Here is a 13,380-nt window from a genome sequence, read left to right as displayed (position 1 = left end):
TTTCACGCAAAACCGGTGCCCACTTTTGCGTTCGATGCTTTAACGAGAAGCCAGCGCCATCGCGGCTCAGAATCCTGCAATCGCGTCCGTCAGCCGGACGAGGGCCAGCATTCCCGGATCGTCCATGCCACGGCTCTTGTCGCCGAACATGCGCGCCCGCCCCATCCGGCAGGGCTCGTCCCGGAAGCGCGCGAGGACATCCGCCGCGGAGACGCTCGCCGCGCGTGCAAGAGCCGTGCCATCCTCGACCCCGCGCGTTGCATTCGCGACGGCGTCAAGCGCATCGATCACTGTCTTGTCGCCGAGCTTGGCGCCTCCACGGGCGAGCATGGCATCCCGCGCCCCCGCCAGGAGATCGCCCAGCTCGGACCACGGCACATCTGCCCGACCGCGCGTCGCCTTGGACATGGTCATCAGAGCGGTCGCCAGAAGAGTGCCGAGGCTTGAGCCCGTCGCCGAAACCGCAGCGCGGGCCAGCGCGGAAAAGGCCGCGCCGACATCCTCGGTGCCGTTCAAATTTTCCTCGGAGAGGCGGTCGATGACACGGGCCAGCATTCCGCCCGTATCACCATCTCCAAGGTGGGAATCGGCCGCATTCAGATCCTGCTCGAGCGTGGCCATGCGCGCCTTTGCCCGCGCGATGGCCGCGGAGATGTCGGATGTTCCGAAACCCATCAGCCCACCCTCCAGAACGGGCACGATGCCGGCGCTGCGAGAAGCTCCTCGAGCTCCGGATCGGTAAAGCACAGGCTGACCGACGCTCCCGCCATTTCCATCGACGTCGTGTAGCGTCCGACGAGCGGGTGGACGATCGTGATCCCGGCCTTGTCGAGCTGCTGCGCGATGCGGCGATAGAGAATGAACAGCTCTTCGAGAGGCGTCGCCCCGAGGCTGTTCACAAGAAGCGAGACGCGATGTCCCGCATCATCGGGCCTGTCAGCGAGGAGGCGCTCAACCATCTCGTCCGCGATCGCATCGGCGGGCTTCATCTTGTTGCGCCAGATTCCGGGCTCGCCATGGATGCCCATTCCCATTTCCATCTCGTCGTCGGCAATGGTGAAGGTCGGCTGCGCCGCGCCAGGCACCTGGCAGGGAGCGAGAGCAATCCCTACCGTCCGCGTGCGCGCGACGGCCTTGGCGGCGACGGTGGTGACGTCCTGCAGGGACCCGCCCTGCTCCGCCTTCGCGCCCGCGGCCTTGTACGCATACATGATGCCGGCGACACCCCGGCGCCGGTCCCGTTCCTCCGGAGAACCGCTGGCGATGTCGTCCGTCCCGAGCACCGTCGTGGTCTCGATCCCCTCATCGGCCAGAAACTCACCGGCCATGTTGAAGTTCATGCGGTCGCCGCCGTAATTGCCATAGAGGCACAGGACGCCCTGACCGCCATTGGCGAGACGGATGGCATCCATGCAGGAATCAACGTTGGGCCCTTCGAAAACATTGCCGATCGAGCAGGCGTCGAGGAGCCCCGGCCCCACATAGCCGGTAAAGAGCGGCAGATGGCCGGAGCCGCCGCCGGACACGACGCCCACCTTGCCCTGGCGAATCCGCTCGGCCCGGCGGATGACGCGTCCGCCAGCTCCATCCCGGACGAGAGAGGGATTGGCCATCACCAGCCCGTCAAGCATCTCGTCCACGTAGGTGGACGCGTGATTCATCAGCTTCTTCATTCGATTGTGCGCCTTCCGCCCTGTCTGGCCGTCTAACCGTCGCATAAGGCGCAAGGGCCGAGGCCTCTAAATCGTCCCAAATTCGGACCTGAAAACCGTATTCCGGAATTGGGTCATTTTCAAGTGACCTCGACCGCGCGACGACCGCCTCGAAGAAATCGTTGAGAGACAGAAGGATCCTTCAAATTTCGTCCTCGAAATCCATATCCCAGGCCGGACGCACCATGCGGCCATCCGGGCGCGCGAGGCCCGAAATATTCCGCATCTCTTCACCCGACAGAACGAAATCGAAAATGTTCAGGTTTTCCGCAATGCGCTGCCGATTGCCCGATTTCGGAATCGCGACGGTCCCTGGCTGTTGCACGTGCCAGCGCAGCACCACCTGCGCGGGCGTCTTGCCGTATTTTCCCGCAATGGCCTCGATCAGCGGCTCCTGCGTCAGTTCACCTCGCCCGAGGGGACAGTAGGACGTGAAAGCGGTTCCATATGCCCGGCAGGCCGCACGCACGCGGCTCTGATCCAGATAGGGATGGTACTCGCATTGGTTCACCGTCAGCGGCTCGCACGATTGCTGCACGGCTTGTTCGAGCAGACGCGCCGGGAAGTTGGAAACGCCGATATGGCGTGTCAGGCCGCTCCGCTTCGCCTCGGCGAGAGCATTGAGCGATTCGGCCAGCGGCACATCGCTGTTCGGCCAGTGGATGAGCAGAAGATCAACCTGCGAAAGGCCGAGCCGTTTGAGACTCGCTTCTGCGGAGCGCCGGAAGTCATCGAGACGCAGATCGCTGTGCCACACCTTCGTGGTGATGAAAACCTCGTCGCGGGCCAGTCCGGACGCCCTGATCCCGGCGCCGACCGCCGCCTCGTTCTCGTATCGGGCAGCTGTATCGATATGGCGATAGCCTGCTTCGATGGCCCATTGGACGGCATCGGCGCAGGCCTGATCCTGCAACCTCCATGTGCCAAGCCCGATTGCAGGAATATTCGCCCCGTTCGCTTCGACAAGATCGGCCTTCATGATCACACATTCTCCTCGTTGAATCGGATGAACTCCTTGAGGGGAATGTCGGGGGATTTGGCAATCCCTCCATCTGGGGAACGCATAAGGGCACCGGCCCGATAGAACGCCGAAACGGGGCCGGCATCTCGAGCAGTGCCCGCCATTTGTTCAAGAGCCCCGATCCAGGCGCTAGGCTTCGTCCTTTAGGATGAAACGCCCTGGCTCGGAGAGCGGATCGGAACATTGCGCGATTGACACTTGTCCTGCAAACCGGGATAGATATTCGGAATGTGGACAACAGCGTGCTCAAGATACGCTCCACGACAATGGTGCGCGACTTTCCGGTCGCGCCGCTCACATAGCTCTCTGGGAGGAGTGAATGAAGTCGATCAAGACGCTTGCCGCTGCCGGTCTCGCACTGGCTCTTTCTTTCGGAACGGCGCTAGCCGAATATCCCGAGCGGCCGATCACGCTGATCGTTCCGTGGGGTGCGGGCGGTGGCTCCGACGGAACGGCCCGCATCGTCGCGCGGCTGCTCGAGGAGAAGCTCGGCCAGCCCATCAATGTGGTCAACCGCACGGGTGGCGGTTCGGTGATCGGCCATACCGAGATCGCGCGGTCTAAGCCGGACGGATATACGCTCGGCAACATCACCACCGAACTGTCGATGTTCCACTGGCTCAACCAGGCTCCGGTTTCCTACAAGGACTATACGCTGATCGGCCTCTACAATGCTGATTACGGCGGGGTGTTCGTGGCCGCGGACTCGCCCTTCAAGACGCTGCAGGATCTCGTCGACGCCATGCGCACCAACGCGGCGGCGATCCCCGCGGGCGGTGCCAATCAGGGCGGCGTCAATCACCTTTCCTATGCGGCGATGGTGGCCGCGGCCGGAGCCAAGGGCGCCTTCTGGGTACCGAGCGAAGGTGCCGCGCCGGCCCTGCAGCTTCTCACCTCGGGCGCGATCAAGGCGGCGATCGTTCAGTTCTCGGAAGCCAAGGCTCTGATGGATGCGGGAGAGATCCGCGCTCTCGCTACGCTCGACACCGAGCGCAACTCCAACTTCCCCGACGTTCCGACCGTTGCCGAAGCGTCCGACATCGAATTCTCGATCAGCGGCTGGCGTGGTCTCGCCGCCCCCAAGGGCCTGCCGCAGGACGTGTCCGCCAAGCTCGAAAAGGCCTTGAAGGATGTGGTCGCGAGCGAAGAATACAAGAAATTCATGGCGGATCGCCAGTTCGGCGTAACGTTTGCCGGAGGATCCGACTTCGAGGCTTATCTTGCCGCAAAGGACAAGCAGTTCGGCGAGGGCCTGAAGGCCGCGGGACTCATCAAATGATGTCGGCCCAAAACAAGAATGAACCCGCCTCCCTGGAGGTGGGTTCTCCGCCTCTCGCGGATTTCGGTCTGGGGCTCGCCTGCGTGCTTGGGGGCCTCGGGCTGTTCTTCGGCTCAAGGGATTTCCAGCCGATGATCCCCGATACGCTGATCGGACCAGGACTCCTGCCGTCCATCTGCGCCTTCGTACTGGCATTCTTCGGCGCGGCGTTGTGCATCACCTCCATGCGCAACTGGCGCGCCGGAGCGCAGACCGTCGACAACGAGGAAGATGGAGGAGGCTCCGCGTTCTTCACGATGATCCTGCTGGGTGGGCTTGTGCTTGTGATTCTGCTCATTCCCTATTTCGGCTTCATCATCACCACGTCGCTCTATGGCTTTGCCGTGACCTGGGCAGGACGCGCGAAATGGTGGGGAGCCGCCTTGTCGTCCGTCGCGCTGACGCTCGTGGTCGACTACCTGTTCGCCCACGTGATGCGCGTGCCGCTGCCGACGGGCATTCTCTTTTAAGGACCAGGTTCATGGACAGTTTCATCAAGGCCCTGGCTCTGGTGGGAACACCGGAAACCATCGTCGCCATCACGGTGTCGTGCCTGTTCGGGCTTTTCGTCGGAGCGATCCCGGGGCTGACCGCCACGATGGCTGTCGCGCTCCTGGTGCCGTTTACCTTCTACATGTCGCCCATTCCGGCGATTGCGACGGTGATCGCCTGCACCGCCATGGCGATCACGGCCGGCGATATTCCGAGCGCTCTTTTGAAAATTCCCGGAACCCCCTCGTCCGCCGCCTATACGGACGAAGCTTATGCCATGACGAAGAAGGGCAAGGGCGCGCAAGCTCTCGGCATTTCCATTGTCGCCTCCTGCATCGGCGGCCTGTTCGGCTTCGTGGTGCTGGCTTTCACGGCTCCCGCTCTCGCACGCGTGGCGCTGCGCTTCTCGAGCTTCGAGTATTTCTGGCTTGCGATCCTGGGCCTGTCCTGCGCGGCCCTGGTCAGCTCGAGCGGCGTGATCAAGGGCGTCCTCGCGCTGTTCCTGGGCCTCGCCCTCTCGACCATCGGCGCAGACCCACTGACCGGCACCGCGCGCTTCACGTTCGGCAATCTCGATCTGACCGGCGGGCTTTCCTTCGTGCCCGCGATGATCGGCCTCTTCGCCTTAGGAGAGTTGCTGCGCTACACCCCCGGCGCCCCCGGTCTCGTCGCCGCCACGAAGGTCAAGAACCCCTATGCCGGCGTGATCGGCATTCTCAACAAGCATCAGGTCAATCTCTGGAGAGGCTCGGCTCTCGGCACCGTCATCGGCGCCCTGCCGGGGGCGGGCGGCGACCTCGGGGCATGGATCTCCTACGCCATGGCCAAGCGCTTCTCCAAGACACCCGAAAAGTTCGGCAAGGGGCATGAGGAAGGCCTGGTGGAAGCTGGCGCCTCGAACAACTCGGCCCTGTCCGCTGCCTGGATTCCCGCGATGGTCTTCGGCATTCCCGGCGATGCGGTCACGGCCATCGCTGTGGGAATCCTGTTCATGAAGGGCCTGAATCCGGGCCCGCAGCTGTTCACGAGCCATCCCGAGAACTTCTATGCCGTGATGCTGATCTTCGTGATCGCCAACCTGCTCCTGATCCCGCTCGGCTATCTCGCGGTTCGCGCTGCGAACGTAATCTTCGGCGTACCGCGGGCCTATCTGAACGGCGCGATCATGATCTTCTGCCTCGTCGGCGCTTATGCTGCGAACAACTCCATGTTCGACGTCGTCATCATGACGGGCTTCGGGGTTCTGGCTTATCTCCTGCAACGCGCGGCGTTCCCGATCGCGCCGATCATCCTTGGAATGGTGATGGGTCCTCTCGTGGAGCAGAACTTCCTGACCTCGATGATCATCTCGCAGGGCGACATCCTCGGCTTCTTCTCGCGCCCCATCGCGGCGGGCTTAGGCATCGTCGTGATCGTGCTCTGGTCCCTGCCGCCGATCAGCTGGGTCTATGGACGCCTGCGCGGCAAATCCATAGTGAGCCTGCCCGTGACGGAGTAAGGCCGGAGCGAGCCTTCACACCCATCGCCAGGAAGACAATGATGGCGCCGGCGCAACCCGCCGGCGCCATCGTCATTCGGGTAGCGGGACGCTCGATCTGATCGCCCATTCCTCGATCGGAGTCTGCTGAGACGAGGAAACGATGCAGATTCGGTCGAAGCGCACGCTCATGCCCGCGAGCCGTTCCCGCAGGTCTCCCATGGATCGGGACTTTTCAGGGCCTTCCTGGACCCCATAGGCCAGTGAGATATGCGGCATGAAGCTCTCGACGTTTCCAACACGGAAGACCTCGACGGCTTTCGTCTTCATGACGCGCAGAGGCTGGACGACCGGAAAGCGCGCATAGAACGAGCGATAATACAGGCCGCTTTCCTCGACCGTCTCGACGGGCGCGTCGAACGCGCTCGCATCCTCGGCGACCTGCGCGAGAAGAGGCTGCAGCTCCTCACAGGTTCTCGGCATATCCTCCACGAGGGTCAGATGCGGCTGGAAGATCGGGCTTTCGAAGCGTCCGGCGAGATCCCGGACGATGCCCGACAACATCCTCTCCTGCGTGGCGCAGGGCATCAGCCAAATGGAATGATACTCGGTCTTCATGTCGTTCCCTCGAACGGGGCGGCCGGATGGTTGCCCCTCACATGCCGTCCTTCAGCGGCCGGACGCTTCCACGATAGATCAGAGGCACATCGAGCACCGACACGATGGGCGGCGCCTTCGGGTCGGCCTGCCGCCGATCCAGAACCCGGATGGTTTCCGCGGCGAGCGCCTCCTCGTCCTGATGAAAGGTCGTCAGACGATAGGCGCTCCAGCGGGTTTGCGGAATGCCGTCGAAGCCGATGACCGAGAGGTTCTCCGGGATCGAGAGATTCAGCACGTCCCGGGCAAAATCCATCAATCCGAGCGCCATGAGATCGTTGACGCAGAAAACCGCCTCGACCGTCACGCCCGTTCCCAGGAGCAGGGACGCGGCGGCCTGACCGCCCTCGTAGTCGGTGTAGCCCGCCCGCTGAACCTTGACCTCGAGGCCCCGCTCCCTGGCCGCCGCGACGAAGGCCTCCTCCCGTTCGATCAGGTTCGGGCTACCGACGACCGATGTAACGAGGCCGAGCTTCGTCAGCCCTCGCGCCAGGAAGACCTCGACGGCGACCTGCGCCGCGCGGGCATTGTTGATCCGGACGTGGTCCGGACCGTGCTCTGTCCGCCCTACGACGATGAGCGGCTGCCCGTTGCGCTGCGCCAGTTCGACGATGGACGAGGACGGCATGCCGGACAGGACGATCGTCGCCTCGGCCCTGTACCGCAGAAGCGTCGCGTGGGCGGCCCCGACCTGATCCTCTCCGGGCTCGGTCGGAATGAGAACGGGAACGCTTCCCCGTGCGACGAGGCGCCTCGACAAGGCCGCGACCTGCAGCGTCCGGAATGGGCTTGCAAGATCCGAGGCGACAAGGCCCACGAGGCGGCTGCAATTGGCGAGAAGCCCGCGCGCCAGATCGTTGACCTGGTAGCCCAGCTCCGCTGCGGCCTTCATCACCTTCTTGCGCGTCGCGGGGGCGATGCTCGCTCCCGGCGTGAAGGCGCGCGAGACGGCCGAGCGCGAGACGCCGGCGCGTTCGGCCACCATATGGGCGCTGACGAAGTGCGGTCCGGTTCCGTCGATCTCCGTATCCATGTCTCCCGCCATTCGATCAGCGCCCGACCTTGGAGAGCACGTCGGACCGGAGAAAGCGCTCGACGACGAACATGAAGGCGATCGAAGGGATCAGCAGGATCAGGGCCGTGATGGAGGCGATCTGATAATTGCCCCCCGAGCCGGCCGTGTAGAGCAGAAGGGGCAGGGTCGAAACGTCGGGGGCGCCGACGAAATAGGTGCCCGTGAACTCGTCGAGGGATTCCAGGAACACGAAGATGGCACTCGCCAGAAGCCCAGGTGCCGCAATCGGCATTGTAACGTCCCAGAACCCACGCAGCGCGCTTGCGCCCATGGAACGCGCGGCCTCCTCCAGTTCGCGGTCGATGGCGGAGAAAGCCGCGGTCGCAATCCAGACCGCATAGACGAGACCGTGCGTCACATGGACGAGGACCACGCCGAGAACCGTTCCATTGAGGCCGTATTGATAGAAGATGCGCGCGATGTTCACATAGACCGGCAGGTTCGGGAAAGCCTGAGGAATGAGCAGCGCCAGCAGGATGAGGCCGCGGAACGGCAGGCGGAGCCGGGCGAGCGCGTAGCCTGCCGGAATGGCAAGCCCCAGGGACACGATCACCGTCAGGGCGGCGATGACGATGCTCGTGCCTAAGGAGGACATGGCGTTCCCGCGCGGCGAAAAGACATTCGCCCAGAACGTGAAGCCGTATTTCAGCGGCAGGACATGCGGGAAATACCAGCGCTCCGCCACGGTCCAGAGCAGAAGGTTCACCAGAGGACCGAAGACGATGAAGGCCAGGATTCCAAGCCCGATCCCACGGGGGATCCATTTCCAGTCGAGGCGCGCGCTCATCGGCGATGCTCCCTCATGGTTTGACGCAGATAAATCCAGGCAACGACGCTCGTCATCAGCAGCGAGATCAGCCCGAGGGCATTGGCGACGCCGTAATCCCTGTAGGCGTTGATGCGGAACGCCATGTTGGCCGTGATCATCGTGGGCGATTGCGCATTTATCATGAGCGGAACCGACAGCACGGACATCATCGTCACGAAGCTCAGGATGATACCGACCAGAAGGGTCGTGCGGACCTGGGGCAGGACGATCTCGATCAGGATCCGCAGGCGCTTGGCCCCGAGATTGCGCGCGGCCTCGATGGTGCTGTGATCGATGGAGGCCATTGCGCCGGAGAGGAGCAAGGCGACGAAAGGAGTCTGCTTCCAGACGAACGCGATGACGATGCCTCGCCAGTCGAGAAAGGACATGGCCGACAGAGGCGTCATCAGGCCCAGTTCGATGAAGATGTTGTTCATCAGGCCGTTCTTGGCCAGGAACGTGCGCAAAATCTGGCCGACGACGATGAACGGAATGAACAGCGGCCAGCGGTAGACCCATCTCAGGACCGCGACGGCCCGCGGGTTCGAGCCGAGCGTGAGATAGCCGCCGATCATGATGGAGAAGAGGCCGATCAGGGCCGACGACAGGGTCACGATGGCGAGCGTGAAGAGCATGTCGCCGCTGTAGAGCTCGAAGGCCTTCGTGAAATTGCCGAAACTGAATGCGCCTCCGACGTCGAACGCCCCCGTGACCGAGCTGGCGAGAGGCACGATGAAGAGGAACACGACAATCGCCAGCGCCGGAGCGACCAATAGAAAACCCAGCATGCGAGGCGGCATGGCAAGTCGTCCGCGCTCCGCATTCGAATGGCCCGGCTGCATGTTGCGGGATGCACGATCGGCGTCGGGCTGGGGAAGCCTTCTGCTTCCCCAGCCGTCGGTGACGTCAGTTTCCAACTTGGCGTTCATAGGCTTCCAGGATCGCGCTGTTGTACGGAGCAATCGGGAACGGCTTGCCGTTCTTGGCCAGGTCCTCGGGCGAGATGTCCGTGAAGAGCTTCTCCCAGGTCGCCTTGTCCAGGTTCGCCTGAACGTGCTGCGCATCGATTCCGGGATACCAGTTGAAGCGCTTCACGATCCCCTCGGCCTGCACCTTCGGGCTGGTCGCAAGCGCGACGAACTTCTCGGCGAGGTCCTTGTTGGCGCTCTTTTCCGGAACGACGTAGTGCATCGGCTGGCCGGGCATGCCGGGAGACGGCAGGACCAGCTTCATCTCCGGCGGCAATTGGCCGTTCGCCTTCCAGGAATAGAACATGTCGACCCAGACCGGCCCGATGGCGATCTCGCCACGGCTGAGCATGTCGAGCGTGCCGGCATTGCCCGGGGTGAGCGTGGCGTTGCGGGTGAAGTCCTTCAGGGACGCGAAAGCCTTGTCCCAGTGCTTGGCCTCGTTCGGGTCGAACGGGCCGTTCATGAGCTTTTGCGCATCGCCGCCGCCATAGGCATAGACCCAGCCCATGACGAAGCTGACGCCGGACGCTCCGCCCTTGATGCCGTTATAGCCGAACTGCTTCGGGTTCTTCTTCGCGAACTCGACGATCTCGTCGTAGCTCTTCGGCGGATTGGGAACCAGAGCAGGATTGTAGGCCAGGGCCGTCTGGCTGTTGAACATGGGCATCACGTAGCCGTCCACGTTCGCGCCGAGAGCCATCTTGGCATTTTCGCGTGTCACCAGGGAGCCGGTCGGGATCTTGCCGCGATACGCCTCGAGGAACTTCTGCTCGACCATGGGGCCGACGAATTTCTCGTGAACGACGGCGACATCGGCATCCCATTTCTGAACGCCTGCCTTGCTCTGCGCTTCGAAGCGCTCGAGGATCTTCTGGGATCCGGCATCGCCCGGACCGGTTCCGACGACGCGAACCTTCGTGCCCGGGTTCTCCTTCTCGAACAAGGGCCCCAGATACTCGTTCACGTAATCGACCATATTCTGGTCGCCGGCGGTGAGGACGGTCAGTTCCGCCGCGGAGAGCGACGTGCAGAACATGCCTGCCACGAGCGTGGAGGCAATCAACTTAGCTTTCATGGTCCTTCTCCTGTGACACCCTCGGGTGCCCTGTGCCTTTGCCTGCGGTTGGAATCCGCCGGTCTATTGTTTTGGGAACAGGAAGAGCGCTTCTTCCGGAATGCGGATCGAGACGCGCTTGCCAATTTCGAAACTGCGCGGAGAATCGACGATGACGTGGTCGGAGCCGACGGCGATCACATGACGCCAGAGGCCACCCGGATAGCTCGTCTGCTCGACGATGCCGGCCAGCTTCAACGAAGTTCCGTCCGCACCGGACGGAATCGCGTCGCCCGCCTCGGCGAGTTCCACCGACTCTCCTCGAAAGCGTGCGTTCAGGCGACCGGCCAATGTCCGCCCCCGGGCGGGGAATACGGCCGACGAGTTGAACGGCCCGGCGGCAATCGTCATCCGGTCGCCGGCCGTCTCGGCCGAAAGCTCGATGAGGTTTTCCGCCCCCATGAAAGCCGCGACGAAGTCGGAGGCAGGACGGTTGTACACGTCCTCTGGCGTCCCGACCTGTGCGATCTCGCCGTTGTTGAGGATGACGATCCGATCCGCCATCACCATGGCTTCCTCGCGGTCGTGCGTGACGTGCACGGCCGTGATGCCGAGGCGCCGCTGGAGCGCACTGATCTCGTGACGGACCGTCAGGCGTATCCTCGCATCGAGGTTGGACAATGGCTCGTCGAGAAGAAGGATGTCGGGCTGGATCGCCAGAGCCCGTCCGAGCGCAACGCGCTGGCGCTGCCCGCCGGAAAGGTTGGCCGGCTTGCGGGCGCCGAGACCGTCCAGGCCCAGCAGCTTCTTGATTTCAGCAACGCGCGCTTCGATCGTCGGCTTCGGCATGCTCCTGAGCTTCAGCCCATAGCCGATATTCTGGTCGACCGTCATATGCGGCCAGAGGGCATAGGATTGAAACACCAGGGCCATGCCGCGCTTGTCGGGAGGCAGCCGGGTCACATCCCGTCCATCGACGCGGATCGCGCCTGAGGCGGGAGCATTGAATCCTGCAATGCTGCGCAGAAGAGTCGTCTTTCCGCACCCCGAAGAGCCGAGAAGAGCGACGAACTCCCCTTTCCCGACCGCCAGGCTCACGCCTTTCAGCACCTCGTTCTGCCCATAGAGAACACGGGCATCGACGACTTCAAGGAAGGCGCTCATTATTTCCTCTCCTCGGCTGAGGCCTCTTCGGGCACTTTTTTGCACAGCCGTGCAAAACTATGCTCGATTTGCACCGAAGTACTCAAGTGGGTTTAGACTAATGTCTGATACAGTTTTGTGACGGAGAAGCTTTGCCGCTATTGAGCCGGCTTCGCGGGACCATGGCGCCACGTGCGCACGAGCGTCTCCGGCGAGCTTCGTGGAACCGCCGACTTCGCAACGAGGTTTAAGCATGAGCCAAGTCTTTCGGCTTAGGTCATGGCAAGGAGGTTCGATCGGTCAATGGCAAACAATCCGGCAGTCCGCCAAGTGGGCTCGGCCCAGCCACCCTCGGCAATCGCGACAATGGCCGCCGTGGTGGTCGGCTGGGCGCTCGTGAGGCTTGTCGCCGGAGGTGAGCGCCATCCCGCGCCCGGCTCGACGCGCCCGGCCGCACGGAGACAGGGCCAAGCTCCGTCTCAAAAGGATACCGGCTTCGCCGAGAAGCAGCATGCCGATCCCCACGCAGCAGCAGCCGAGCCCGGTCGCGGGCGCGAGGCCAATAAGCCCACCGAGATCCCAGCGAAAGGCTGGAAAGACATTCTCTGGCGGACTTACGAGGAATTCGGCAAGGACCGGGTCACCTCCGTGGCCGCGGGCGTCACCTATTATGCTCTGCTCGCCGTCTTTCCCGCCATCGCAGCCCTGGTGTCCATTTACGGCCTCTTTGCAGACCCCGGCACGATCCAGGATCACCTCAACGCCCTGTCGGGGGTCCTTCCGGGCGGCGCGATGGAAGTGATCGGCGATCAGGTGAAGCGGATTGCCTCCAAGGGAGGCGGCGCGCTCGGCTTCGGTTTCATCTTCGGCCTCGCCGTCTCGCTCTGGAGCGCCAATGCAGGCATGAAAGCGGTGTTCGACGCCCTCAATATCGTGAATAACGAGGATGAAAAGCGCAGCTTCATCTGGCTGAACCTGACTTCATTGACCTTCACCCTGTGCGCCATCCTGTTCATTCTGGTGGCTCTGGGCGGGATCGTCGTTCTGCCGATCGTTCTTCAGTTCATCGGTCTCGGACAAGGCACGGAATGGCTAGTGTCGCTTCTCCGCTGGCCCATCCTTCTCATCGGCGTCACCTTCGCCCTGTCGTTGATCTATCGCTTCGGCCCGAGCAGGGACAAGGCAGAGTGGCGTTGGATCACGCCGGGTGGCATCATCGCGTCCGTCCTGTGGATCGCCGTGTCGATGCTCTTCTCGTGGTATGTCTCGAACTTCGGCAGCTACAACGAAACCTACGGATCGCTGGGCGCCGTCATCGGCTTCATGACCTGGATATGGCTCTCGAGCATCATCGTTCTCCTGGGCGCCGAGATCAATGCCGAGATGGAGCATCAGACCATCCAGGACACCACGGAAGGCGTCCGGCAGCCCATGGGCATGCGCGGCGCCACGATGGCCGATACGGTCGGCGTCGCAAAGGCCTGAAGGATCCTAACGACAAGGAAAGGCGCTCCGCAAGGAGCGCCTTTCCTTGTTCCGTCCAGGGGCAGGATTGCACGACAGCATCGTGCGTGACGTCGCCCCCCGATGCTGTCGTCTACGGTCTCGAACAACGTTTCCCGCAAAGCCGGCGCCCACTTCCGCGTTCGATG

The 13,380-nt window shown here is 62.9% G+C and carries 13 protein-coding genes; 4 read left to right on the top strand and 9 right to left on the bottom strand.

Going from position 1 to position 13,380, the window contains the following annotated elements:
- Positions 1–66: 66 nt before the first annotated feature.
- The 3 genes from AB8841_RS12050 to AB8841_RS12040 form a co-directional block, all read right to left on the bottom strand.
- Positions 67–675 (bottom strand): dihydroxyacetone kinase subunit L, encoded by a 609-nt coding sequence (locus AB8841_RS12050; RefSeq protein ID WP_370436091.1) that lies wholly within the window; start codon positions 673–675, stop codon positions 67–69.
- On the bottom strand, positions 675–1,673 hold the full coding sequence (locus AB8841_RS12045; RefSeq protein WP_370436090.1) for a dihydroxyacetone kinase subunit DhaK: 999 nt from the start codon (positions 1,671–1,673) through the stop codon (positions 675–677). Before AB8841_RS12045 ends, AB8841_RS12050 begins: the two co-directional genes overlap by 1 nt.
- A gap of 181 nt (positions 1,674–1,854) precedes the next feature.
- Positions 1,855–2,691: an aldo/keto reductase gene (locus AB8841_RS12040; protein WP_370436089.1), complete on the bottom strand. Its 837-nt coding sequence runs from the start codon at positions 2,689–2,691 to the stop codon at positions 1,855–1,857.
- Between the two features lie 361 nt (positions 2,692–3,052).
- On the opposite strand from AB8841_RS12040, the gene AB8841_RS12035 reads away from it, so the two are divergent.
- From AB8841_RS12035 to AB8841_RS12025, 3 genes are read left to right on the top strand one after another with little or no spacing between them, the layout of a single operon-like run.
- Positions 3,053–4,012 (top strand): tripartite tricarboxylate transporter substrate binding protein, encoded by a 960-nt coding sequence (locus AB8841_RS12035; RefSeq protein WP_370436088.1) that lies wholly within the window; start codon positions 3,053–3,055, stop codon positions 4,010–4,012.
- Entirely contained in the window at positions 4,009–4,521 is a 513-nt protein-coding gene (locus AB8841_RS12030) for a tripartite tricarboxylate transporter TctB family protein (RefSeq protein ID WP_370436087.1), read from the top strand. Before AB8841_RS12035 ends, AB8841_RS12030 begins: the two co-directional genes overlap by 4 nt.
- An 11-nt stretch (positions 4,522–4,532) precedes the next feature.
- Positions 4,533–6,041, top strand: a complete 1,509-nt coding sequence (locus AB8841_RS12025; protein WP_370436086.1) for a tripartite tricarboxylate transporter permease — start codon at positions 4,533–4,535, stop codon at positions 6,039–6,041.
- Between the two features lie 72 nt (positions 6,042–6,113).
- Here the strand turns inward: AB8841_RS12025 and AB8841_RS12020 are convergent, their stop codons facing one another.
- The 6 genes from AB8841_RS12020 to AB8841_RS11995 all read right to left on the bottom strand — a co-directional run bounded on the left by AB8841_RS12020 (position 6,114) and on the right by AB8841_RS11995 (position 11,749).
- Positions 6,114–6,638, bottom strand: coding sequence for a haloacid dehalogenase (locus AB8841_RS12020; RefSeq protein ID WP_370436085.1), 525 nt, complete (start codon positions 6,636–6,638; stop codon positions 6,114–6,116).
- A 37-nt stretch (positions 6,639–6,675) separates the two neighbouring features.
- Positions 6,676–7,710 (bottom strand): LacI family DNA-binding transcriptional regulator, encoded by a 1,035-nt coding sequence (locus AB8841_RS12015; protein WP_370436084.1) that lies wholly within the window; start codon positions 7,708–7,710, stop codon positions 6,676–6,678.
- Between the two features lie 16 nt (positions 7,711–7,726).
- Positions 7,727–8,539: an ABC transporter permease gene (locus tag AB8841_RS12010; RefSeq protein WP_370436083.1), complete on the bottom strand. Its 813-nt coding sequence runs from the start codon at positions 8,537–8,539 to the stop codon at positions 7,727–7,729.
- Positions 8,536–9,360 (bottom strand): ABC transporter permease, encoded by an 825-nt coding sequence (locus tag AB8841_RS12005; protein ID WP_370439253.1) that lies wholly within the window; start codon positions 9,358–9,360, stop codon positions 8,536–8,538. Before AB8841_RS12005 ends, AB8841_RS12010 begins: the two co-directional genes overlap by 4 nt.
- Before the next feature lie 106 nt (positions 9,361–9,466).
- Positions 9,467–10,606 (bottom strand): extracellular solute-binding protein, encoded by a 1,140-nt coding sequence (locus AB8841_RS12000; RefSeq protein ID WP_370436082.1) that lies wholly within the window; start codon positions 10,604–10,606, stop codon positions 9,467–9,469.
- A gap of 63 nt (positions 10,607–10,669) precedes the next feature.
- Positions 10,670–11,749 (bottom strand): ABC transporter ATP-binding protein, encoded by a 1,080-nt coding sequence (locus AB8841_RS11995; RefSeq protein WP_370436081.1) that lies wholly within the window; start codon positions 11,747–11,749, stop codon positions 10,670–10,672.
- Positions 11,750–12,031: 282 nt separating this feature from the next.
- Between AB8841_RS11995 and AB8841_RS11990 the strand changes: the two genes are divergently transcribed.
- Entirely contained in the window at positions 12,032–13,213 is a 1,182-nt protein-coding gene (locus AB8841_RS11990) for a YihY/virulence factor BrkB family protein (RefSeq protein ID WP_370436080.1), read from the top strand.
- The last annotated feature ends 167 nt before the right edge of the window (positions 13,214–13,380 follow it).

Origin of the sequence: Microvirga sp. TS319 (genome assembly GCF_041276405.1) — a bacterium.
Taxonomy (GTDB): domain Bacteria; phylum Pseudomonadota; class Alphaproteobacteria; order Rhizobiales; family Beijerinckiaceae; genus Microvirga.
This window is presented reverse-complemented; position numbering and strand designations above follow the sequence as displayed.

Excerpts from the sequence above, each read along its gene's own strand:
- AB8841_RS12040 (WP_370436089.1), bottom strand. The coding sequence starts at position 2,691 with ATGAAGGCCGATCTTGTCGAAGCGAACGGGGCGAATATTCCTGCAATC.
- AB8841_RS12030 (WP_370436087.1), top strand. The coding sequence starts at position 4,009 with ATGATGTCGGCCCAAAACAAGAATGAACCCGCCTCCCTGGAGGTGGGT.
- AB8841_RS12020 (WP_370436085.1), bottom strand. The coding sequence starts at position 6,638 with ATGAAGACCGAGTATCATTCCATTTGGCTGATGCCCTGCGCCACGCAG.
- AB8841_RS12025 (WP_370436086.1), top strand. The coding sequence starts at position 4,533 with ATGGACAGTTTCATCAAGGCCCTGGCTCTGGTGGGAACACCGGAAACC.
- AB8841_RS12005 (WP_370439253.1), bottom strand. The coding sequence starts at position 9,360 with ATGCCGCCTCGCATGCTGGGTTTTCTATTGGTCGCTCCGGCGCTGGCG.
- AB8841_RS12050 (WP_370436091.1), bottom strand. The coding sequence starts at position 675 with ATGGGTTTCGGAACATCCGACATCTCCGCGGCCATCGCGCGGGCAAAG.
- AB8841_RS11995 (WP_370436081.1), bottom strand. The coding sequence starts at position 11,749 with ATGAGCGCCTTCCTTGAAGTCGTCGATGCCCGTGTTCTCTATGGGCAG.
- AB8841_RS12010 (WP_370436083.1), bottom strand. The coding sequence starts at position 8,539 with ATGAGCGCGCGCCTCGACTGGAAATGGATCCCCCGTGGGATCGGGCTT.
- AB8841_RS12035 (WP_370436088.1), top strand. The coding sequence starts at position 3,053 with ATGAAGTCGATCAAGACGCTTGCCGCTGCCGGTCTCGCACTGGCTCTT.
- AB8841_RS12045 (WP_370436090.1), bottom strand. The coding sequence starts at position 1,673 with ATGAAGAAGCTGATGAATCACGCGTCCACCTACGTGGACGAGATGCTT.
- AB8841_RS12015 (WP_370436084.1), bottom strand. The coding sequence starts at position 7,710 with ATGGATACGGAGATCGACGGAACCGGACCGCACTTCGTCAGCGCCCAT.
- AB8841_RS11990 (WP_370436080.1), top strand. The coding sequence starts at position 12,032 with ATGGCAAACAATCCGGCAGTCCGCCAAGTGGGCTCGGCCCAGCCACCC.
- AB8841_RS12000 (WP_370436082.1), bottom strand. The coding sequence starts at position 10,606 with ATGAAAGCTAAGTTGATTGCCTCCACGCTCGTGGCAGGCATGTTCTGC.